Source organism: Gammaproteobacteria bacterium (assembly GCA_021648145.1).
Classification (GTDB): Bacteria; Pseudomonadota; Gammaproteobacteria; order JAADGQ01; family JAADGQ01; genus S141-38.
Map to the genome: position 1 here is coordinate 83,548 of JAKITI010000002.1, position 21,376 is coordinate 104,923.

Genomic DNA, 21,376 nt, shown 5'->3' on the forward strand with positions numbered 1-21,376 from the left:
GTTCCCTTTATTTAAGTGACAGTTACAGGCAGAATGTCGTCAGTTTAATTTATAGATAAAAAAAACACTATGGCATTATTAAATTTAAGAAATATTTGTGTTAGTTATGGCGGCCCATTGTTGCTTGATCATATCAACTTTCAGATCAATACGGGTGAGCGGCTCTGCTTGATTGGGCGTAATGGTGAGGGTAAATCGACCCTGATGAAGCTGATCGCTGGTGAAATTGTAGCCGATGACGGCGTGATTGAGCGTTCTCAGAGTATAAAAATTGCAAAGCTCGCTCAGGAAGTGCCGCAAAATATTGAGCAATCTATTTATGAGGTGGTGGCGGCAGGCTTGGGGCACGTCGGACAGCTTTTGAGTGATTATCATGAAGTGTTGAATCAGCTCGAAGCTGGAGAGGATGTGCTGGATCAGCTAGAGAAAGTTCAACATGAGTTAGAGTCGCACGATGGATGGTTGTTGCAGCAGCGAGTGGATTCAGTGCTGACTCGGCTCAGCCTGGATGCAGAACTTTCATTTGCGGGGCTTTCGGGTGGGCTTAAGCGGCGGGTTTTGCTGGCACAAGCCTTAGTCACCGAACCTGATCTATTATTACTGGATGAGCCGACCAATCATCTGGATATTGCTTCGATTGATTGGCTTGAAGCCTTTTTGTTGGGTTATAAAGGTGCACTGTTATTTGTGACTCATGATCGAATGTTGTTGCAAAATCTGGCGACACGAATGATAGAGCTGGATCGAGGTCAACTCACCAGTTGGCCGGGTGATTATCACGCATATTTACGCCATAAAGAAGAGATGCTTGATGCCGAAGCATCACAGCGCGCTGAGTTTGATAAAAAGCTGGCAAAAGAAGAGGTGTGGGTTCGTCAGGGAATTAAAGCGAGGCGTACACGTAACGAAGGGCGAGTACGTGCGTTAGAAGCATTGCGTAAACAAGCGGGTGAAAGGCGCATGCGTTCGGGTACGGCAAAGATACAAATGCAAGAAGCGACACGCTCTGGGAAAGTCGTTGTTGAAGTTGAAAATGTCAGCTTTAACTATCCTGAAAAAGTCTGCATGCACAATTTCAGCACTACCATTATACGGGGTGATAAAATCGGCATCATTGGCCCGAACGGCTCAGGAAAAACTACACTGTTAAAAATCTTGTTAGGAAAACTGGAGCCACAAACAGGAAGTGTCAAGCAGGGAACCAGTTTGAAAGTGGCCTATTTTGATCAGCTAAGAAGTCAGCTCGATGAAGAAAAAAGCGTTCAAGATAACGTTGCTGAAAATGGCGATGAGCTGATGATTGATGGCAAACCACGCCATGTCATGGGCTACTTGCAGGACTTTTTATTCAGCCCGGAGCGTGTTCGAACACCCGTTAAAGCGCTCTCAGGTGGAGAGCGAAATCGACTGCTGCTTGCTAAATTATTTACCAAGCCTGCTAATGTTCTCGTGATGGATGAGCCGACCAATGATCTTGATGTGGAAACACTGGAGCTATTAGAGTCCCGCTTAGTCGCTTACCAAGGGACACTATTGCTGGTCAGTCATGATCGTGCCTTTCTCAATAATGTCGTGACGAGTACGTTAATTCTTGAAGGTGAAGGTCAGATCAGTGAATACGTGGGTGGTTACGATGATTGGCTCAGACAGCGCCCTCAGATTGAAATAAAAGCGCCAGTGAAACAAAAAAAACCTCAAGTAGAACCTAAACCAGAGAGCAATAAACCTGTTAAATTGAGTTACAAAGAGCAGCAAGAGCTAGAAGATTTACCACAACTGATCGAATCTTTGGAAGAAGAGCAAAAGTCTTTGAACCAAGCGATGGCGGATCCAGAGTTTTATAAAAAAGAAGCGGATGTGATCGCCAAGTCATCAAGCCGACTTTCAGTGATTGGTGATGAGCTGGCTAAAGCTTACGCTCGCTGGGAAATATTGGATGCCTGATTGGGCGGGAGAAAAATTATGAATGTACTAATTACAGGAGCCAATCGTGGCATTGGTCTGGGGTTTGTTGAACACTATCTGGATCAGGGGTATAAGGTTTGGGCGTGTTACCGCAGTGATTTAGGTGGGCTGGCTGACATCACTTCGCCTGGTTTGCATGCCGTACGGTGGGATGTTCAGGAAGACAAAACGACAGCGGCATTAGCAGAAATGGACTTGCCTGATTCACTGGATCTATTGATAAACAATGCTGGTATTTATGGTGCTAATCAGTCGTTTGAAACGGTCACAGCCGAAACCATGAAGACCGTGTTTGATATCGACTGTCTGGGCGCACTACGAGTCGCGCAAGCCCTTAAGTCGCGTATCGAAAAAGCACGGGGTACGATTGCTAATTTAAGCTCGAAAATGGGGTCGTCAGATGATAATAGCAGTGGAGGTTGTTACGCATACCGAGCTGCAAAAGCGGCACTGGTGATTATTTCTAAATCAATGGCCATTGATTTAGCTGAATATGGTATTCAGGTGATTACGTTGCATCCTGGCTGGGTGCGTACTGATATGACGGGGCACGGTGGATTGATTGATGTGACTCAATCCATTGCAGGAATGAGTGATGTGATTCAACGCATTGGTGAGTATGAGCTCGGTGCATTTGTCGCATTTGATGGCAAGGTTGTGCCTTATTAATGTTGACACTCAGTCGCTGTATTACAATGAGTAATACGGTAATTATTGAGAAGGCATATGATCACTCTTAGGCTTGACCCTAAATTGGAAAAAACAATCAATCATACGGCGCAGCGATTAGGTGTCAGTAAATCTGAGTTGGTAAGAAAAAGCCTCACGGAATTTTTTGACAAATTAGAACGGCCATCCCCATGGGAGCTCGGTAGAGAACTTTTTGGAAAGTATGCGAGTGGGCAAGATAACCTTTCACAAGATAGAAAAGTTCTCATTAAAAATAAAATACGATCAAAAAAATAATGAAGAAAATATTAATAGATTCAGGCCCATTGATCGCTTTGTTCTCGTACGTAATCTATTAACTCTCAGCCATCCCTGCCAAAAATTCACTCACTAACATGACAGCTAATTCCTTTTGCCCCGGCCGTCCTGCGTCCGTTACGGCTCCGTACAACATCGCCCTTCGTTTCATTGCGTCAATCTAAAGCCGCCGTCTGCATCACTTTGAATGACCCTTTATTATCTAGGATTTATGACCATTTTAGAGTGAGATAAATTGAGTGAAAATATTTTTTGTATGTTATAATTAAACTCATCTTAAAGGCTGTTGATCTAGTGAGGAGTCGAAATAAAATTATGACTAAAAAGGCAAAAGAAAATAGCCATGGTGTAGAGGATAAAACCCAGAAAAAAATTAAATTTGATCTTAATGCTAGAAATCCAAAGATCAGATGGAACGAAGATGGGAACTATCCTTACAATAAAAAAATGGATGTGGTGACCTATGAACGAGAGAAACATTTGTTACAAATTGAGCTGTTAAAGGCTCAAGGTTGGATTCAAGATGCCAAACAGCGGGTTGTCATTGTTTTTGAGGGGCGTGATGCTGCTGGCAAAGGTGGAACGATTAAGCGTTTTATGGAGCACCTTAATCCACGTGGTGCAAAAGTAATTGCATTAGAAAAGCCTAATGCTCGAGAGCGAAATCAGTGGTATTACCAGCGTTATATCCAACACCTTCCATCTAAAGGTGAAATCGTGTTATTTGATCGCTCTTGGTACAACCGTGCGGGTGTTGAAAGGGTGATGGGTTTTTGTGATGATCGCGAGTATTTAGAGTTCCTGCGCCAAACACCAGAATTTGAAAGAATGCTCGTTAATTCTGGATTGATTGTTTTTAAGTACTGGTTTTCAGTGAGTCGTGAAGAGCAGTTTCGTCGCTTTAAATCACGCCAAAAAGATCCTTTGAAACAATGGAAGTTAAGTCCAGTTGATATGGCATCACTTGGTAAGTGGCATGATTACACTAAAAGTAAGGAGGAGATGTTTTTCCATACAGATACGAAGGATGCTCCCTGGACAGTTATTAAATCAGATGATAAAAAACGTGGCCGCCTTAACTGTATGCGTCACTTTTTAAGTCTATTGAGCTACCCAAATAAGGATACAGATGTTGTTGGGAAGTTAGACCCCCTTATTGCTGGCTCTGCAAAGAATATTCATGAGAAAGACGAATCTACTGATTACTATAATCAGCCAGATACAAATATATAAAATAGCCATACAAATACATGCTATGTATTTCGACTCTAGCTAGCATTTTTATGCTTAAACGAATTTTTTACTATCAGGAGAAAAAATATGAGTTCAGAAGCAAAGAAACTGAAAATTAAAAAAAGAATTAAAAAGATCATTAAAAAGTCCCAAAAAGATATTGCAAAGGCTTTAGACTCGGCTAAAAAAGCTGAAGCAAAAGCTAACAAGGCATCTTTACAAGCTCATGCAGCTCAAGATTTGGTGATTAAAGCTGAAAATCGTCTAAAAAAAGCCACTTCACAGCTTAAACAATTAAAGGCGGATGAAAGCGCCAAGAAAAAGACGGCGAAAAAAACAGCTAAAAAGAAAGGTATTAAGGAAGCTAAAAAAAATAAGAAAAAAAACAAATAAATTTTTAATAGTTCAAAAGAGCAGCGCACCATCAAAGGAAGGGTGTGCTGCTTTTGAAAAGGTGTCAGTTGCCAGGTAAAAGGGCTTGGTTGTTATATCAGCTGGCTTGGGGAGTACCGCTGAGTATTTTTTTAATCAGTGATATAACCAATTTAGGTTCGAAAGGTTTGTCACAGATGGCTGAAATACCGGATTGCTTAATGCCAGCCAAGTGGCTGTTATTTGCATCGCTGGTGACCATTAAAACAGGAATTGATGATTGATTGCTCTGTTCGCGTACGTAATCTATTAACTCTCTGCCATCCATTTCTGGCATATTATAATCCGTTACAATCAGATCAAAAAAATCAGACTCCAGTTGATCTATAGCCTCTTTTCCATTGATGGTTTCGGTAATATTTTCAATGCCGAGAGAATTTAAAATTCGGATGATATGTTTACGAGCACTCAAACTATCGTCCACGAGAAGAATACGAAGCTCTTCAATATCAAAATCTTTAAGTGCGTTGGTATCAGGCTCTAAAAAGTCAACAGTAGCATACAGTGCATTGCGCAGTTCATTCAGATCAAAAGGTTTCGGCAGAATGGCAACAACACCAGCTTGACGGATTGGTTCAAGATAATAGTCAGATATTTCACTGGAGATAAGCATGAATGGAATATCATCAAGCTCAGGGTCATTTTTAAGTGATTGTACGAGTTCAGTGCCACTCATATCCGGCAGGTACATCGCGCTGATAATTAAATCAGGTTTGAATGATGTTTTTAGATTTTCCAGGCATGCCGCACCTTCTTGAAACCACTGTGAGCGGGAGACACCTAAACTCTCCAAGTGGTTGGATATGATTTTTTTCTGGGTCGGTGAAGGCTCAACCAGTGTGATTGAAAGATCCTGAATAGTGAGTGATTTTTCCGCCATGAGTATACGTCCTTGTCTTCCCTGTTTCGATTCTTATCGGTAAATGCAATAATCGCTGAAGTGATTTTATCCTTAATGACTCCATAAATGATGAGCTGGAATATTCAAAACGCACGTGAAACGTACAGTATCAGTCACTGGAGTGGCGGCTATTTTGATATTAATGATGCAGGGCATTTAATTGCCACCCCTAGAGGGAGTGAAAGTTCAGCAGCAATTGATTGTGTATCGTTAAGCCGTGATATTGCAAACATAGGGCTCTCTCTGCCCGTATTGGTTCGCTTTCCTGAAATTTTACACCAGCGTGTAAAAAAGCTTTGTACTGCATTTGAATCGGCTATGGTGGATGTTCAATACCAAGGGCAATTTACCGCTGTGTATCCGATCAAAGTCAACCAGCAGCGCAGTGTTGTGAAAGAGATCTTGCGTGATTGCAGTGTACGGGTTGGCTTGGAAGCAGGGAGTAAACCTGAGTTGATGGCTGTGCTGGCTTTGTCTGAGCAAAATGGGGGCGTGGTGATATGTAATGGCTATAAAGATCGTGAATATATTCGTCTTGCTCTTATTGGGCAGTTGCTTGGTCATGATGTATGTATTGTGCTCGAAAAACTTTCTGAACTTTCTCTGGTGATTGAAGAGGCGCGTGACTTGGGTGTGACTCCCAAGCTAGGTGTTCGGGTTCGCTTGACTGCTACTGGTATGGGGAAGTGGCAAAACAGCGGGGGTGAAAAGGCAAAGTTTGGGCTCTCTGCAACGCAGATATTAGAAGCCGTTGATCGGTTACGACAAGCCAATATGCTTGATACTTTGCAGCTGCTTCATTTTCACTTGGGTTCTCAAATTTCCAATATTCGTGATATTCAGCGAGGTTTGCATGAGGCCGCTCGTTTTTATGCAGAGCTTCACCGCATAGGCGTTAATGTTAGAGTAGTCGATGTGGGCGGTGGTCTTGGTGTGGATTACGAAGGAACGCGTTCACGCAGCTTCTGTTCGATGAATTACAGTATGCGTGAATATGCTCAAAATATTGTGCGTATTTTATGTGAAGTTTGTGAAAGTCACGGATTGAAACACCCCGATATTATCACAGAATCTGGCAGAGCGATGACGGCACACCATGCGATGCTGATGACGAATGTTATTGATGTTGAGCAGCAGTTGGGCACTACTTTATTGTCGTCACCAAATAAAAATGACCCACGCATTATTCATGACCTATGGAATGCGGTGCAAAGATTGCCAGAACATCCTGCCTTGGAAATTTACCATGATGTGGTGCATTATTTGGCTGAAGCGCAGACGATGTATGTTCATGGGGTTTTGACCCTGGAGCAGAGGGCGCAAGCTGAACAGCTCTATTTTACGACGTGTAGAAAAGTGCAGACATTATTACGTCCTGAATTGCGTGCTCATCGTGAAGTATTGGATGAGTTGAATGAAAATCTGGCAGATAAATATTTTTGCAATTTTTCACTGTTTCAATCGCTGCCTGATGCATGGGCGATTGATCAGGTTTTTCCGATTGTGCCGCTGCAGCGGTTAAACGAAAGGCTCACCCAGCGTGGCATTATTCATGATATGACCTGTGATTCTGATGGTCGTATTGACCATTATGTGAATGAAGCGGGCATTGAAAGCAGTTTGCCGCTTCATGCTATTGACCTGTCTGATAAAAATAAGCCTTATCTTTTAGGTATTTTCCTTGTGGGGGCTTATCAGGAAATTTTGGGTGACATGCACAATTTGTTTGGTGATACTCATTCGGTGAATGTAGAGCTCAATGATGATGGGGGTTATTGTTTGACGCAGGTGACTGATGGCGATATGGTCGATTCGGTACTGAATTTTGTTCAGTTTGATGTTGATGAACTGCTTGATATTTTCCAGGAAAAAGTTAAATTGGCTTCACTGGACAATAATCAACGAACGATCTTTATGCAGGCCTTGAAAGTGGGGATGAGTGGCTATACTTATCTTGAGAGTAAATGAAAGTAAAAAATTTTAAATCCATAAGAAGGAAAACAAATGAGCGAAAATAGTGATATCACAGCAGTGATGAAAACCAGTCAGGGTACAATCCGTTTAAAACTTTATGCAGACCAGACACCGATAACCGTAGCAAATTTTGTTAATCTGGTTGAGCGTGGTTATTACAATAATTTGAGCTTTCATCGTGTGATTGCTGATTTTATGGTTCAGGGTGGTTGCCCTTCGGGTACAGGTAGCGACGGCCCTGGTTATCAGTTTGAAGATGAGTGCAATAGTGAGCTGCGTCATGACAAACCTGGTGTTTTTTCGATGGCAAATGCAGGGCCGGGAACGAATGGCAGCCAATTTTTTATCACTCATGTGGCCACGCCTTGGTTAGATGGTAAACATACTGTTTTTGGTGCGGTGGTCAGTGATGATGATATGGCTGTCGTTAATAAAATTTCACAAGGAGATTCGATTGAGTCTGTTGAAATCGAAGGGGATATTGCGGAGTTAAAAGCTGATATGCAGTCTCGCCTGGATGATTGGAATATAATTTTGGATAAATAATAGCCTGTTGTGCTTATGCATCGTCATGATTGTAGTCAAAAGCCTCGATATTGTCGGGGCTTTTTTATGGGCAAAATGCTATAGTCGGAGTGTAGCTGTTTTTTTATACGCAGATTGGGAGTGGATGTGATGACTGACAATAATACCCATAACACTGAAAAGCTCGTTCATGCTTATAACCGTATGCTGGAACGGGTTAAAGCGTTGATTGATCAAGCTGAAAAAGAGACCTCACCCGCTGTTCAAAAAGCTCTGCAGGCGGCTCGTGAAAAAGCAGTCGAGCTGGGTGAAGTGACTCAGGAAGAAGCCAATAAAGTTTCAGACTACCTGAAGCGTGATCTGGATGATGCAGCGCACTACCTTAAGCAGACAGAGTCGCAGTTATCCGAGTGGTTCAAATTTGAATTAGAGCTCATTGAGATAAAAGTGCTTGAGCTGTTTTCCAGCATGGCTGACCATACCCGCGAAGAGCTTGATAAGCTGTCTGAACGTGCGCGCAAGCAGAGTGAGTGGCGTACTGGAGAAGTGACCGGAATAGGTACGCTGCACTGTGTAGATTGCGGTCAGGAGATGCATTTCCACTCTACGGGTCATATTCCCCCTTGTCCCAAGTGCCACAAAACAGTTTTTAAACGGTGATTTTTTTACGTGTCTGCTCCATCATTTGAGACCGAGTCATACGACCATTTACTAAAACCTGCTGATCTCACCACCTGGAAACCACTGTGGTACTTCAATTACTACCGCATAGCGCTCGGCTGTATTTTTGTACTTATGACACTGTACGGTAATGAATTGAAATTGCGTGCGGATGCAGGCATTTCAATTCTGTTTACTGTGAGTCTGTTTTATCTTTTAGTCGGTATTATCGCTCTCTTTAGTGTATTAAAGCGTTGGCCTGATTTTACGGGTCAAGTGTATACACTGACCGTTATTGATATCCTTTTTATCACGTTCATTATGCATGCTGCGGGTGGCGCTGGAAGTGGTTGGGGGGTGTTGCTTGTGGTGGCGATGGCGGGCAGTAGCCTGATTATGAGTATGCAGGCTGTGCTGTTTTTTGCTTCATTTGCCAGTTTGATCGTATTAGGCGAACAGTTTTATACTCAAATTTTGACTTCTCAGCCGAGTACAAGTCTGGCGCAGTCGGGAATGCTGGCGCTCGTTATTTTAGTGGTCTCTTTAGCGAGTCACCTTCTTGCTAATAAGTTGCGTGAGAGTGAAGCACTGGCGTTGGAGCGAGGCAGTGATCTTGCTAATATGGTTCAATTGACCCAGTATGTCATTCAACAAATGCAAACCGGTATTGTTGTATTAAATCGCCTGGATCAGGTGCACTTGGTCAATGAGTCTGCACGTCATCAATTGGGTTTGAAGGAGGATGTAGAAGGGACTCTGCTAGCCGCAATATGCCCTGCGCTTTCATCTAGACTAAATGCTTGGAAAACAGATGAAATTGATAGAGAAAGTACATTTCGCGCCAATGAAATGTCTACTGATCTGTTACCGCATTTTGCTCGTTTGGGGGCAGATCAGCAGATATCAGGAACACTGATTTTTCTTGAAGACATGGCGGCAATGGCACAGCAGGCACAGCAACTTAAGCTGGCATCGCTTGGGCAGTTGACTGCAAGTATTGCCCATGAAATTCGTAACCCACTTGGAGCAATCAGTCACGCAGGGCAACTATTGGCGGAAGCTCCCGACTTGTCGCAAAGTGACCTGCGACTGACTGAAATTATTCGCAATCATGCATTACGAGTGAACACAATTGTTGAAAATATTTTACAATTGAGCCGTAGTGGCCAATCTCGGCCTGTCCATATTGATTTACATACCTGGCTGGTACAGTTTATGGAAGAGTTCTGTTTGGCTCAGCATCTTGATCCCTTGCAGGATATTGTTACAATTTTTGAGGCCGATCCTGTTGATGTTTATTTTGATTCAACACAGCTGTATCAGGTGGTGTGGAATATTTGTCATAATGGTTTGCGTTATACTCAGCCCAGCGAGGGTGCGGCAAAACTTGAATTACGAGTGGGTTTTACTGAGGAGTCATATACACCTTATTTAGATCTTATTGATTTTGGTTCGGGTGTGAACTCTGAAGAAGTTGAGCGTATATTTGAGCCTTTTTTTACCAAAGAAGTTGAAGGGACGGGGTTGGGGTTATACATTGCTCGTGGCTTATGCGAAGCAAATCAGGCTCGATTAAATTATTTACCAGCTTCCGGTGGTGGAAGTTGTTTTCGTATTACTTTTGCGGATATTAGAAGAACGCTTAAGAAAGGATAAAAACATAGGGAGGTGGTCTATGAGTCAACCAATCGTGCTGATTGTTGATGATGAACCGGATATTTTAGAGTTATTGGCGTTAACTCTGGAACGTATGGAAATTTTATGCCATTCAGCAAAAAATCTTGCTGAAGCGAAGCACTTACTTAAAAACTATACGTTTAATTTATGTTTGACTGATATGCGCTTGCCCGATGGGAATGGCATTGACTTGGTGAAACATATACAAAAATATTTTTTTGATCTGCCTGTGGCAGTGATTACTGCACATGGCAGTATGGTTTCTGCGATTGAGGCACTTAAAGCCGGTGCATTTGATTTTGTTTCAAAGCCTGTCGATTTACAGGTTCTGCGTAATCTTGTGCAAACAGCACTCAAGCTTTCTCTGGAGATTACCCCGAAAACTTTATCTATAAATAAAAATCCAACACTTGAGCTGCTCGGAGAGTCAGCGGCCATCCAGTCAACACGAGTGATGATTGATAAGCTGGCACGCAGTCAGGCACCTGTTTATATTAGTGGCGAATCAGGCTCAGGTAAAGAGCTGGTGGCACGCTCGATTCATGAAAAGAGTGCACGAAGTGACTTCTCTTTTGTTCCAGTGAATTGTGGAGCAATTCCACAGGAGTTGATGGAGAGTGAATTTTTTGGGCATAAAAAAGGAAGCTTTACGGGCGCTGTATCAGATAAAGAAGGGCTGTTTCAGGCTGCGAATGGCGGCACACTATTTTTGGATGAGGTGGCTGATCTACCGTTACAAATGCAAGTGAAGTTGCTCAGGGCAATTCAGGAGAAGGCCGTTCGCCGCGTCGGCGAACAAAAAGAGCAGTCGGTTGATGTGCGTATTTTATGTGCAACACATAAGAGCCTGTCAGCGCTGGTCGAAAATGGTTGTTTTCGACAAGACCTGTTTTATCGTATTAATGTGATTGAGTTGCATGTGCCAAGTTTACGTAAACGTCCTGAAGACATTTCATTATTGGTGGATCATTTTCTAATTCGTTTGGCAAAAGTGTTCAATAGCGCACCGTCACTGCTGTCTGAACAATCTTTGACTGCACTGCAAAACTACTCTTTTCCCGGAAATGTTCGTGAGCTGGAAAATATTCTCGAGCGTGCAATGACACTTTCAGAAGGGGATAAAATTGAGCTTGAAGATTTGCTGCTCCCTGAGTCTGAAGTGATAAATACAGGCCATGGTTTAAATAAAATGACACAAAAAGTAGCATCAGGTAATTTGGATTTAATGGTCGATTCTGTGGAAAAAGAGACCATTATAAAAGCATTGGAGCAGGTGCGTTATAACAAAACGGCAGCAGCTAAGTTGTTGGGTATCAGTTTTGGTGCGTTGCGTTATCGTTTGAAAAAGCTGGATCTTGCATAGACTTCAGTCGGTTTTTGATTGTCTGGTCTCGTTGTTCACAGAATTTATGTGCAAAACATGGTATTTATAATGGGCATGTTATTATAGTGCCTAATTATTTATGGTGTAGAGACTAAAAATGAAAGCAGATTACAAACGTATTTCTGTAATTTCCCATGATTTCTTGATGGTGTCATTGGCGTGGGCAGCGGCTTATCTGACACGTTATCAGTATTCATTAAGCGGCGTAGAAATTCAGGCCATGTTACAGGCATTGCCTGCTGTACTCATTGTGCAGGGAATTGTATTGTGGAAAGTGGGTTTGTATCGGGGGGTATGGCGTTTTAGCAGTGTCCCTGATATGTGGCGTATTATTCGCATTGTCGCTATTGGTACTTTAGCGATTAGTCTGGTGCTGTTCCTGTTTACTCGTTTGGACGGCGTGCCTCGCTCCGTATTGGCACTTTATGCAGTCTATTTAACGCTTTTTCTTGGAGTTCCTCGTTTAATCTATCGTATTTACCGTGATCAAAAGTTGCAGTGGAGCAATATTTCACAGCGCAAGCGAGTGCTGATCTTGGGGGCTGGACGAGCAGGAGAGATGTTGGTGCGCGAAATGCGGCGTGATGATGGTTATTTGCCGGTTGGTTTTTTAGATGATAATGCTCGCCTGAAAGGTGCAAGTGTGCATGGAACCCAAGTGATGGGGGATGTCGATCATCTGTCCAACATTGTGGAAACATTATCTGTTGATTTGGTGATGATTGCGATACCAACAGCAACAAACAGTGAAATGCAGCGTGTTGTTGACCTGTGTGAACAGCTTGATATTCCATTTAAAACGCTCCCTCGGCTGCAGGATCTCTCTTCGGATCGTACTGTATTGGAAGCACTGCGTGAAGTTAAGCTGGAAGATTTGTTGGGCAGGGATGCGATTACTTTGGATTGGAGGCGTATTAGTAAAGGATTGACGGGAAAAACTGTGCTCATTACAGGTGCGGGAGGGTCTATTGGTTCTGAGCTTTGTCGCCAGGTGTGTCGGTTGGGGCCTGCAGCATTAATACTTTATGAGCGCTCTGAATATCACTTATATAGCATTGAGATGGAATTACGCCAAGAGTACCCTGAGTTTGTGCTGCATGCTTGTCTTGGGGATGTGTGTGATCAAGCCACTGTTGATCACGTTATGAAACGTTGCAAACCCGATGTGATATTTCATGCCGCAGCCTATAAACATGTGCCTATTTTGGAAAATCAGGCACGGCAAGCGATTATTAATAATGTGAGTGGTACACGTACAATGGCACGCGCGGCTTCAGAGTGGGGTTGTGAGACGTTTGTAATGATCTCTACGGACAAAGCGGTCAACCCTGCCAATGTGATGGGAGCAAGTAAACGTGCCGCTGAAATCTATTGTCAGGCACTGAACCGACGCTCGAAAACTCACTTTATTACCGTGCGCTTTGGTAATGTATTAGGGTCGGCTGGAAGTGTGGTTCCGCTGTTTAAAAAACAGATTGCTGCCGGTGAACCGGTGACTGTGACTCACCCCGAAATTACACGTTATTTCATGACTATTCCCGAAGCATGTCGGCTTATTATGGAAGCCAGTGTCATGGGGAAGGGTGGAGAGATTTTTGTATTGGATATGGGCGAGCCTGTAAAAATCAGTTATCTGGCTGAACAGCTCATTATTCTTTCTGGTAAAAAACCAGGTAAAGATGTGAAAATAATCTACACTGGATTACGCCCAGGTGAAAAACTGTATGAAGAGCTATTTTATGAACAGGAAAACCTGAGTCCAACGGGTCATGATAAGATTTTGCTAGCACAGGCAAAAAAAGTTGATTGGGATTGGCTCAATAATGAAATTGATATCATGCATATTGCAGCCAAGGACTATGAAGAAAAAATTATGATGAATTCACTTGAACAGTTGGTGCCTGAAATGCATCGGGTTACAGGTGAGAAACAGCCTGGCAATGTTATTAATTTAAAAACAGCTTCATGACTTTTTGCTCTATATTTTTCCTTTTATACCACTCATTTTAATAAAAAAACAGACTTTTATTAAATTTATTTTTGGGTATAATTCACTTCTTTCCACAATATAGTGTGTGTTTTTATCTCGGTTAACACAATATGTATAGGTTTTAATGCTTATATATTTTATGGTTAATAAAGTTTAAAAGTATATAAATGGAAATTTTGTTTGTGAATTGTTAGTGAGGATATCCATCCAATGAAAGGCGCTGTTCTTAAATTAAATACTGTTCCTGTGACTGAAGTCCCGATGCAGTCAGCATCATTAGATATTTGGGATAAAAAATACCGCTTAAAATCTAAAGACGGCGATATTGTCGATCGTACGATTGACGATACTTACAAACGGGTTGCGCGTGCTTTGGCTGATGTGGAAGAGACTCAAAGTCAGCGTGATGAATGGTTTGAGCAGTTTTTATGGGCATTGCGCCATGGTGCGATTCCTGCAGGCCGTATTATCTCCAATGCAGGTGCATTAGCCTATAAACCTGCCACTTCGACAATTAATTGCACTGTATCTGGCATCGTTCATGACTCAATGGATGATATTTTAAATAAGGTGCATGAAGCCGGTTTAACACTAAAATCTGGTTGTGGTATCGGTTACGAATTTTCAACACTGCGCCCGAAAGGGGCGTATGTTTCCGGCGCTGGCGCTTATACGTCGGGGCCACTCTCTTTTATGGATATCTACGACAAGATGTGTTTCACCGTCTCCTCAGCAGGAGGCCGGCGTGGGGCGCAAATGAGTACATTTGATGTGGGACATCCCGATGTGCTTGATTACATTCGTGCCAAGCGTGAAGATGGTCGTCTACGTCAATTTAATTTGTCATTGTTGATTACCAAAGAGTTTATGGAAGCGGTAAAAAATGATGAAGAATGGAAACTGGCATTTCCAATCTCTGAAAAAGAGTCAAAAACAGATAATATAAATTTTGATGACTCATCTCAGGTGATCTGGCGTGAATGGCCTATTACAGAGGGGTTTATTGCCAATGATGCTGGGCAAGTCGCTTGTCGAGTGTATAAAACAATTCGGGCGCAGCGCTTGTGGAATGTCATCATGACTTCTACTTATGATTTTGCAGAGCCAGGTTTTATTCTTATTGACCAATACAATGAGATGAACAATAACTGGTTTTGCGAGAATATTCGTACTACGAATCCTTGTGGTGAGCAGGGGCTTCCGCCTTACGGTTCATGCTTGCTAGGATCAATTAACCTGACACGATTTGTCTTGAACCCTTTTACTGACAAAGCTGAGTTTGATTGGGATAGTTATCGTAAAGTGATTCGCATATTTACACGTATGCTTGATAATGTGGTTGAAATCAATGGATTGCCACTGCCACAGCAGCGCCATGAAATTGAAAGTAAACGTCGGCACGGCATGGGTTATTTGGGCTTAGGTTCTACAATCACTATGTTGTGCATGAAATATGGTGGTGAAGATTCATTGGAGTTTACTTCAACCGTGACTCAAGAGCTTGCACTGATCGGTTGGGAAACAGCGTTAGATTTAGCCAAAGAAAAAGGCCCTGCACCTGTTTTAGAAGAAAATTTTGCAGTGACCGATGAGATGCTTCTCAAACGTCCGGAAATGGCTGATGATGGCTGGAAAGTGGGCGATGCCGTTCAAGGTAAAGTGCTACATGCCAAATACAGCCGCTATATGCAACAGATTGCGAAACTAGCTCCCGAGCTGGTTGAAGAGTTGAGCAAAGTAGGCGCACGTTTCACGCATCATAGTTCAATTGCACCGACAGGAACCATTTCACTCTCTCTGGCCAATAATGCCAGCAATGGTATTGAGCCCTCATTTGCGCATCACTACTTTCGTAATGTGATTCGCGAAGGCAAAAAAACAAAAGAGAAAATCGATGTTTGTTCATATGAGTTATTAGCGTACCGTGAGCTGATCAACCATAAAGCCATGCCTGATGCAGACAAGCCTGAAGAGAGCTTGCCTGATTATTTTATTACAGCGGATAGCATCTCACCAAAACAGCATGTGGATGTTCAAGCAGCCTCACAGAAATGGATTGACTCATCCATTTCAAAAACGGCAAATGTGCCAACAGATTATGCCTATGAAGATTTCAAAGATATCTATCTATACGCATATGAAAAAGGATTAAAAGGCTGTACAACATTTCGCTTTAACCCAGAAGCATTTCAAGGGGTTCTGGTTAAAGAGGCTGACCTGGAAAATACAACCTACAGCTTTACCTTGGAAAATGGTGACCAGGTTGATTTGAAAGGTAATGAAGAGGTGGAGTATGACGGTGAAATACATACCGCTGCAAATCTTTATGACGCGCTTAAAGAAGGTTATTACGGGAAGCTTTAATGATGGCTGTTAAATTAAAAAGTAAAATCGTAGGTTACAAAGTTAAATCTGCAGATGATGTAAAAGTGGAATCTGTTGCAGAAAACAGTGTAGCTGATGTCATTCAGATGCATGAAAAAGTTGAACGCCCTGAAATGCTGGTCGGTTCAACATATAAAATCAAAACACCTCTCTCCGAGCATGCGCTGTATGTCACGATCAATGACATTATTCTGAATCAAGGTACCGAACACGAATTGCGTCGTCCTTTTGAAGTGTTTATTAACTCCAAAAATATGGATCACTTTCAATGGATCGTCGCGCTGACACGAATCATTTCTGCGGTATTTCGAAAGGGAGGAGACGTTACATTTTTAGTCGATGAACTAAAAGCTGTGTTTGATCCGCGTGGTGGATACTTCAAGAAAGGTGGCCAGTTCATGCCATCATTAGTGGCTGAAATTGGCGATGCGATTGAATCCCACCTGCGTATGATCGGCATGATTCAAGATGAAGATCTTGATGAGCACCAGAAAAAAATGATTGCTGAAAAGCGTGCGCAATTAGAAGCAGTGCAGAGTAAAAGTGAAAAAAATAGTGACAGTGATTTTCCAGCGGGTTCTGAGCTGTGCATAAAATGCAATACCAAAGCCATGATTAAAATGGACGGCTGTTTAACCTGCCTAAATTGTGGCGATTCAAAGTGTGGCTAATGGATGATAAAAATTTCTATTTGAAAAAATGAACAAAGGGTAGCGTTGAAAGGTAGATGATCAATGCGAGAATGGCGGCATACATGGCAACAAAGAGCGGTTTTTCTTTGATTAAATCAAAAGCTGTTTTTTGTTGCCCCTCTTTTTTAAGTTCTTCATATTCTGAACGTTTACGCGAGGCGCGTTCAATCGCATATTCAGCTAAAAGCTTCTTGACCTGAGCATGTTGCTTTTTATCTTTAATCCATAGCGCAGGGGATGAGATGCCCCAGCGCCCTGCGGGTGTTTCATAAAAGTCGATGTGATGTTGATTGAACAGCTCTCGAACTTCTTCGAGTTCATCATCGGGAACATTATTAAGGTTAAAAACACGGGTAGCCATTTATGAGAAACTGCCTTTTAATAATTATTGCACTACTGCGAATGGGCTCAAATAATATCTAATCTATACCCAATAGCAAAGAAATTATTTTTTATTCAAAAATTGTTTAATTAACGGTTATAGAAATACAGGGCAGTAATTAGGCATTATGTGGAATCCATTTATATATAAAAATAAAATCTATGAATTAGGACATTTGCAGCCATTTGCATTCACTGTTGTTCAAGAGGCAAAAGGTCATAATCCAGAAAAACGGTATTCACTAGAGGTTATTTTTAGTCTTCATTGTTTCTCTCGAAAACAACTTAATGGTGAAGTGATAGAAAAAGAGCATTTATATAGTGATAATAGAGAAACAAGAGTCTTTTGTTTTGAACGTTATGAGTGGTCTAAGAAACTTCCATATATTATAAAAAGCCTAGAGAACCGTAAATGTTACCATGCAAAAAATAGCAATTTTTTCACAGTTGATGTGATGGGTGATGAAGGAGTAACAGAAAAATATGAAGTCTACTTTACTCTTTCTAAATCAAAGAAAAAAGGTGTAATTAATTTATATGTTCAAAGTGCATATGTTCGTAGTAAAGACCATGAACAAGAGCGAAAAAATAAAAAGCCGATAGGTTTCAAAGTCATTGTTTATAATACTCATGTGAATAAAGTGATTAAACAACCACAATAAAAAAGCCCCTGAAAAACAGGGGCTTCTAAACTAATCGGAACCTCTTTTAATCCTTACTCTTGGGTAAAGACCGATTTCTCGGCGGGGGAGTGCTAGCCTGTTCAACCATTCCGTTTATACGCTCTACTTTTTTTAATTTTCACACGGAAAATGCCAGTTTGTCAATAATTATATTGACATTAGCAAGTAGTTATCGGCAATTTCACTAGAACATTAATCAACATTAATCAACATTTAACACTAGACACACCTTGTCAACGACTACTCGATTTTGATTCAATTGAAGAAAAAACAATGCATCACTGCTAAACTGCAAAGCAGTTAAAAACAACCAAAAATATATAAACTGAATTATAAATGTATAGCTACATCTTGCGCCGCTTATTACTGATGATACCGACTTTGCTGGGCATCACCCTGGTTGTATTTACGGTCATGGCCGCCGCACCAGGTGGTATCAGTGCTCAGAGTCTGATTGAAGGCCATATGGAGCCACAAGCGAAGCAGGCGATGGAGGATTATTACAATCGTCTGTACGGGCTGGATCAGCCTGCTCCTATGCAATATTTGCGTTGGCTCAATAATATCTCCCCTATTGGCTTTACCTTTGATGAAAACAATAGCGTCAATGGCTTCTCACTTTTTAAAGGCTCCGATCTAGGTATGAGCTTTCGTTACGGCCGTTCTGTATTGGATTTAATCGAAGAACGTGTGCCGATTACGTTGCTCCTCAATGTACTTTCTCTGCCCATTATCTATCTGCTCTCTATTGCAGTCGGGGTGCGCGCCGCAACCCAGCGTGGAAAATCATTTGACACCTCATCCAGTATTGCAATGCTGGGGTTGTGGTCTATTCCAACAATGTTGGCGGGTGTGCTGTTGATCGGTTTTTTTGCCAGTGATCAGTATTGGCAATGGTTTCCGACCGCGGGTCTCAGCGACCGTGAAGCCTTGGATATGCCATTTCTACCGCATTGGGGATCTATGTGGGATGTTTTGCTGTTGATGTTTTTTATGGTGATAGGATTATTATCGCTGGTTGCATTGAGCCAATATGCAAAACGCTCCATAAGAATGGCCATGATGGCAGGGTTGGGCGGCATTCTGGGTTTTATGATGGCCAGTGATGTGAATGCAGGCACTCTATTCATGTCTGTTTTACTCGGTGTGAGCGGCTCTGTTCTATTAGGTTTGCTTGGTTATACAAGTTTTACTGCGCTGCGTACCAGCTTGATGGGTTTGCTGGGTATTTTTCTCGGCATATTGTTGGCGTGTACTCTAATGCAAGATGAATTTGTACGAGGTTTTTTGCTGGATCGTCTTTGGCATCTGATTTTACCTGTGCTCTGTTTGACTTATGGCGGCTTCGCCTTTTTGGCGAAATTGATGCGAACTGCAATGCTGGAAAATCTACTTGCCGATTATGCACGTACTGCACGCGCCAAAGGTTTGGCTGAGCGAGATGTTTTATGGCGGCACGTATTTCGTAACAGCTTGTTGCCGTTGATTACAGTTTCAGCGACTCTGTTGCCCAGTTTGCTAGCAGGCTCAGTAATTGTTGAGGCTATTTTCAGTATTGATGGCATGGGAAAGCTGGCGATTGAAGCTGTCAAGGGGCGGGATCGTGAGCTGATATTATCAATTACACTGATCAGTGGTGTCTTGACTCTGTTTAGCTATCTGATTGCAGATCTCTGTTACGCAGTGGCGGATCCTCGGGTGAGCTATGACTGATTCAGGATTGCCCGAAAAAGGCAGCGGTTATGTCGCACAAATTTTGCGCGATACATTCAGCCGTTGGGGCGCTCGATTAGGTTTGCTCTGGATCGGAGTATTAATTTTTTGTGCTGTATTTGCACCTCTGTTAGCGAATAGCCATCCATTGCTGTTAAGTCAGAATGGAGCGTGGCAAAGCCCAATGCTGCAATTTATGACACCTAATGACGTGATCATATTGGCACTGCTATTAATCACAATAATTTTATTACTGATACCGTGGGCTTTACGGCGTAAGGTCATGGCGGGCTTGGGTCTGTTGTTTGTAGTTGCCACATTGAGCGTCTCTTTTATTTCCCCGCCGCAACTGACGATTTACGAACAGTATCGTGATAATCAAAACACAGGTCAGTACGACTGGGTGGTGCATGCCCCCATTCCTTATTCACCGAAAGACTATTTGCGTGATGATGGTGATACCGGGCTTGAATCACCACTCGGCAGTGAAGAGCGCACTCATTGGCTGGGCACTGAAACCGATGGTGCTGATGTATTAAGTCGCATGATTCATGCCTCACGGATTGCGCTTGCAATCGGCTTTATCGCCACCGGTATCGCAATGTTCATCGGCCTTATCCTCGGCGGATTGATGGGCTACTTCTCCGGCTGGGTGGATATGCTTGGAATGCGCTTGGTGGAAGTGTTTGAAGCCGTACCCACTCTATTTCTATTACTGATTTTTGTCGCCTTTTTTAGTCCAAACCTCTATGTCATGATGGTGATTATTGGGATAACGGGTTGGTCGGGTTATGCGCGCTATATTCGAGCAGAATTTTTACGCTTACGTCAGCAAGAATTTGTGCAAGCTGCGATTGCTTGTGACTTGCCGCTGAAATCAATTCTGTTTCGCCACATGTTACCGAATGGCATTGCGCCCATTTTGGTGGCCGCCAGCTTTGGTGTCGCATCCGCAATTTTGGCTGAAGCCACATTGAGCTTTTTAGGGCTTGGTTTAGTGGATGATCCTTCATGGGGACAGATGTTGAATCAGGCTGTTCAGGCCTCAACATTTAACTGGTGGATGGCCGTTTTCCCAGGAGGAGCCATTTTTCTCACTGTGTTTGCCTATACCTTGATTGGGGAGTCGTTGCGTGATGCGATTGATCCTCATATTTCCAAGAATAAGTGATGATGTTGCCTGTGTGAAGGTTTTTGGTTTTGTTTAAGGCCGTAGTGATATAAAGCTTACCAAAAAAAAGCTCCGCAGGTGGGCACTTGCGGAGCTTTTGTCATCATCCGTTAATGTTTTTGGCAGTGTACGTAGATAGGATAATAACTGCCAGTCCGTTCACCTGAGATTTTATTGAGGTGTATATGGAGCTTCAGCTTCAGCCATTTCAAACTTGGCAAACTCTTCAGCGCTTAACTTACCATTAACATCAACATCCAGAACGTTGAATTGCTCAGTCAGACCAGGCAGAGCTGCAGCTTCAGACAGACTGATAGCGCCGCTGTTGTCAGCATCAAGCGCTGAATAAGCATCACCTGCAATAGCAGTTCCAGAAGCAGCGATGGCCAAGGCAAGAATTAGTAGTTTATTAGTCATGATCTTCTCTCTCTAATAGTTATTATAAGAATCAATCGCAATTTTTACGATTGATTTTAATAGTGCAAATGGTATGCCATGTTCTATTAAATTTATATAATTCAATTATTTATGTATGTTTTAGTGATGTTCTTGCTCTAGCTTTCGTGATTTATTGTCGTTGTTAGGCGACACTTTTTTATAAATAATTCACTCATGCCTATTAG

19 protein-coding genes are annotated in these 21,376 nt (G+C 42.4%); 16 read left to right on the plus strand and 3 right to left on the minus strand.

The window, feature by feature from the left end; translation table 11 throughout:
• The first annotated feature begins 69 nt into the window (after positions 1-69).
• The 5 genes from L3J70_01610 (at position 70) to L3J70_01630 (ending at position 4,578) form a co-directional block, all read left to right on the plus strand.
• Positions 70-1,944: an ATP-binding cassette domain-containing protein gene (locus L3J70_01610; protein ID MCF6235066.1), complete on the plus strand. Its 1,875-nt coding sequence runs from the start codon at positions 70-72 to the stop codon at positions 1,942-1,944.
• An 18-nt stretch (positions 1,945-1,962) separates the two neighbouring features.
• Positions 1,963-2,634, plus strand: a complete 672-nt coding sequence (locus L3J70_01615; GenBank protein MCF6235067.1) for an SDR family oxidoreductase — start codon at positions 1,963-1,965, stop codon at positions 2,632-2,634.
• 57 nt (positions 2,635-2,691) lie between these two features.
• The gene (locus L3J70_01620; protein ID MCF6235068.1) at positions 2,692-2,931 is read left to right on the plus strand and encodes a ribbon-helix-helix domain-containing protein; all 240 of its coding nucleotides are present in this window, start codon (positions 2,692-2,694) and stop codon (positions 2,929-2,931) included.
• Between the two features lie 336 nt (positions 2,932-3,267).
• Complete coding sequence (ppk2, locus tag L3J70_01625; GenBank protein MCF6235069.1) at positions 3,268-4,185, plus strand: polyphosphate kinase 2; 918 nt, start codon at positions 3,268-3,270, stop codon at positions 4,183-4,185.
• A gap of 87 nt (positions 4,186-4,272) precedes the next feature.
• A complete protein-coding gene (locus L3J70_01630; GenBank protein MCF6235070.1) occupies positions 4,273-4,578 on the plus strand; it encodes a hypothetical protein in 306 nt (101 codons plus the stop codon).
• Positions 4,579-4,675: 97 nt separating this feature from the next.
• Here L3J70_01630 and L3J70_01635 read toward each other — a convergent pair whose 3' ends face one another.
• Complete coding sequence (locus L3J70_01635; GenBank protein MCF6235071.1) at positions 4,676-5,497, minus strand: response regulator; 822 nt, start codon at positions 5,495-5,497, stop codon at positions 4,676-4,678.
• Between the two features lie 87 nt (positions 5,498-5,584).
• Between L3J70_01635 and speA the strand changes: the two genes are divergently transcribed.
• From speA to L3J70_01675, 8 genes are all read left to right on the plus strand, one after another.
• Positions 5,585-7,486, plus strand: coding sequence for a biosynthetic arginine decarboxylase (speA, locus tag L3J70_01640; GenBank protein MCF6235072.1), 1,902 nt, complete (start codon positions 5,585-5,587; stop codon positions 7,484-7,486).
• Positions 7,487-7,522: 36 nt separating this feature from the next.
• Positions 7,523-8,038 (plus strand): peptidylprolyl isomerase, encoded by a 516-nt coding sequence (locus L3J70_01645; protein ID MCF6235073.1) that lies wholly within the window; start codon positions 7,523-7,525, stop codon positions 8,036-8,038.
• Positions 8,039-8,167: 129 nt separating this feature from the next.
• Positions 8,168-8,677 (plus strand): zinc ribbon-containing protein, encoded by a 510-nt coding sequence (locus tag L3J70_01650; GenBank protein ID MCF6235074.1) that lies wholly within the window; start codon positions 8,168-8,170, stop codon positions 8,675-8,677.
• A 9-nt stretch (positions 8,678-8,686) separates the two neighbouring features.
• A complete protein-coding gene (locus L3J70_01655) occupies positions 8,687-10,333 on the plus strand; it encodes an ATP-binding protein (protein MCF6235075.1) in 1,647 nt (548 codons plus the stop codon).
• 19 nt (positions 10,334-10,352) lie between these two features.
• On the plus strand, positions 10,353-11,717 hold the full coding sequence (locus tag L3J70_01660) for a sigma-54 dependent transcriptional regulator (protein MCF6235076.1): 1,365 nt from the start codon (positions 10,353-10,355) through the stop codon (positions 11,715-11,717).
• Between the two features lie 118 nt (positions 11,718-11,835).
• Entirely contained in the window at positions 11,836-13,707 is a 1,872-nt protein-coding gene (locus tag L3J70_01665; protein MCF6235077.1) for a polysaccharide biosynthesis protein, read from the plus strand.
• Positions 13,708-13,938: 231 nt separating this feature from the next.
• Complete coding sequence (locus L3J70_01670) at positions 13,939-16,092, plus strand: adenosylcobalamin-dependent ribonucleoside-diphosphate reductase (protein MCF6235078.1); 2,154 nt, start codon at positions 13,939-13,941, stop codon at positions 16,090-16,092.
• Between the two features lie 2 nt (positions 16,093-16,094).
• Positions 16,095-16,784 (plus strand): NrdJb, encoded by a 690-nt coding sequence (locus L3J70_01675; protein ID MCF6235079.1) that lies wholly within the window; start codon positions 16,095-16,097, stop codon positions 16,782-16,784.
• A gap of 16 nt (positions 16,785-16,800) precedes the next feature.
• On the opposite strand, the gene L3J70_01680 is transcribed toward L3J70_01675, so the two are convergent.
• On the minus strand, positions 16,801-17,166 hold the full coding sequence (locus L3J70_01680; GenBank protein ID MCF6235080.1) for a DUF6164 family protein: 366 nt from the start codon (positions 17,164-17,166) through the stop codon (positions 16,801-16,803).
• A gap of 148 nt (positions 17,167-17,314) precedes the next feature.
• Between L3J70_01680 and L3J70_01685 the strand changes: the two genes are divergently transcribed.
• From L3J70_01685 to L3J70_01695, 3 genes are all read left to right on the plus strand, one after another.
• Positions 17,315-17,848: a hypothetical protein gene (locus L3J70_01685; protein ID MCF6235081.1), complete on the plus strand. Its 534-nt coding sequence runs from the start codon at positions 17,315-17,317 to the stop codon at positions 17,846-17,848.
• A 357-nt stretch (positions 17,849-18,205) separates the two neighbouring features.
• Positions 18,206-19,582 carry an ABC transporter permease gene (locus tag L3J70_01690; protein MCF6235082.1) on the plus strand — a complete coding sequence of 459 codons (1,377 nt, stop codon included), beginning with the start codon at positions 18,206-18,208 and terminating at the stop codon, positions 19,580-19,582.
• Positions 19,575-20,753, plus strand: a complete 1,179-nt coding sequence (locus tag L3J70_01695; GenBank protein MCF6235083.1) for an ABC transporter permease — start codon at positions 19,575-19,577, stop codon at positions 20,751-20,753. Before L3J70_01690 ends, L3J70_01695 begins: the two co-directional genes overlap by 8 nt.
• 171 nt (positions 20,754-20,924) lie before the next feature.
• Here the strand turns inward: L3J70_01695 and L3J70_01700 are convergent, their stop codons facing one another.
• Positions 20,925-21,170 (minus strand): calmodulin, encoded by a 246-nt coding sequence (locus L3J70_01700; GenBank protein MCF6235084.1) that lies wholly within the window; start codon positions 21,168-21,170, stop codon positions 20,925-20,927.
• Positions 21,171-21,376 lie beyond the last annotated feature (206 nt).

Bases quoted from the DNA above. Each gene is read 5' to 3' on its own strand.
- L3J70_01610 (MCF6235066.1), top strand. From the start codon at position 70: ATGGCATTATTAAATTTAAGAAATATTTGTGTTAGTTATGGCGGCCCA.
- L3J70_01615 (MCF6235067.1), top strand. From the start codon at position 1,963: ATGAATGTACTAATTACAGGAGCCAATCGTGGCATTGGTCTGGGGTTT.
- L3J70_01620 (MCF6235068.1), top strand. From the start codon at position 2,692: ATGATCACTCTTAGGCTTGACCCTAAATTGGAAAAAACAATCAATCAT.
- ppk2 (MCF6235069.1), top strand. From the start codon at position 3,268: ATGACTAAAAAGGCAAAAGAAAATAGCCATGGTGTAGAGGATAAAACC.
- L3J70_01630 (MCF6235070.1), top strand. From the start codon at position 4,273: ATGAGTTCAGAAGCAAAGAAACTGAAAATTAAAAAAAGAATTAAAAAG.
- L3J70_01635 (MCF6235071.1), bottom strand. From the start codon at position 5,497: ATGGCGGAAAAATCACTCACTATTCAGGATCTTTCAATCACACTGGTT.
- speA (MCF6235072.1), top strand. From the start codon at position 5,585: ATGATGAGCTGGAATATTCAAAACGCACGTGAAACGTACAGTATCAGT.
- L3J70_01645 (MCF6235073.1), top strand. From the start codon at position 7,523: ATGAGCGAAAATAGTGATATCACAGCAGTGATGAAAACCAGTCAGGGT.
- L3J70_01650 (MCF6235074.1), top strand. From the start codon at position 8,168: ATGACTGACAATAATACCCATAACACTGAAAAGCTCGTTCATGCTTAT.
- L3J70_01660 (MCF6235076.1), top strand. From the start codon at position 10,353: ATGAGTCAACCAATCGTGCTGATTGTTGATGATGAACCGGATATTTTA.
- L3J70_01665 (MCF6235077.1), top strand. From the start codon at position 11,836: ATGAAAGCAGATTACAAACGTATTTCTGTAATTTCCCATGATTTCTTG.
- L3J70_01670 (MCF6235078.1), top strand. From the start codon at position 13,939: ATGAAAGGCGCTGTTCTTAAATTAAATACTGTTCCTGTGACTGAAGTC.
- L3J70_01675 (MCF6235079.1), top strand. From the start codon at position 16,095: ATGGCTGTTAAATTAAAAAGTAAAATCGTAGGTTACAAAGTTAAATCT.
- L3J70_01680 (MCF6235080.1), bottom strand. From the start codon at position 17,166: ATGGCTACCCGTGTTTTTAACCTTAATAATGTTCCCGATGATGAACTC.
- L3J70_01685 (MCF6235081.1), top strand. From the start codon at position 17,315: ATGTGGAATCCATTTATATATAAAAATAAAATCTATGAATTAGGACAT.
- L3J70_01690 (MCF6235082.1), top strand. From the start codon at position 18,206: ATGTATAGCTACATCTTGCGCCGCTTATTACTGATGATACCGACTTTG.
- L3J70_01695 (MCF6235083.1), top strand. From the start codon at position 19,575: ATGACTGATTCAGGATTGCCCGAAAAAGGCAGCGGTTATGTCGCACAA.
- L3J70_01700 (MCF6235084.1), bottom strand. From the start codon at position 21,170: ATGACTAATAAACTACTAATTCTTGCCTTGGCCATCGCTGCTTCTGGA.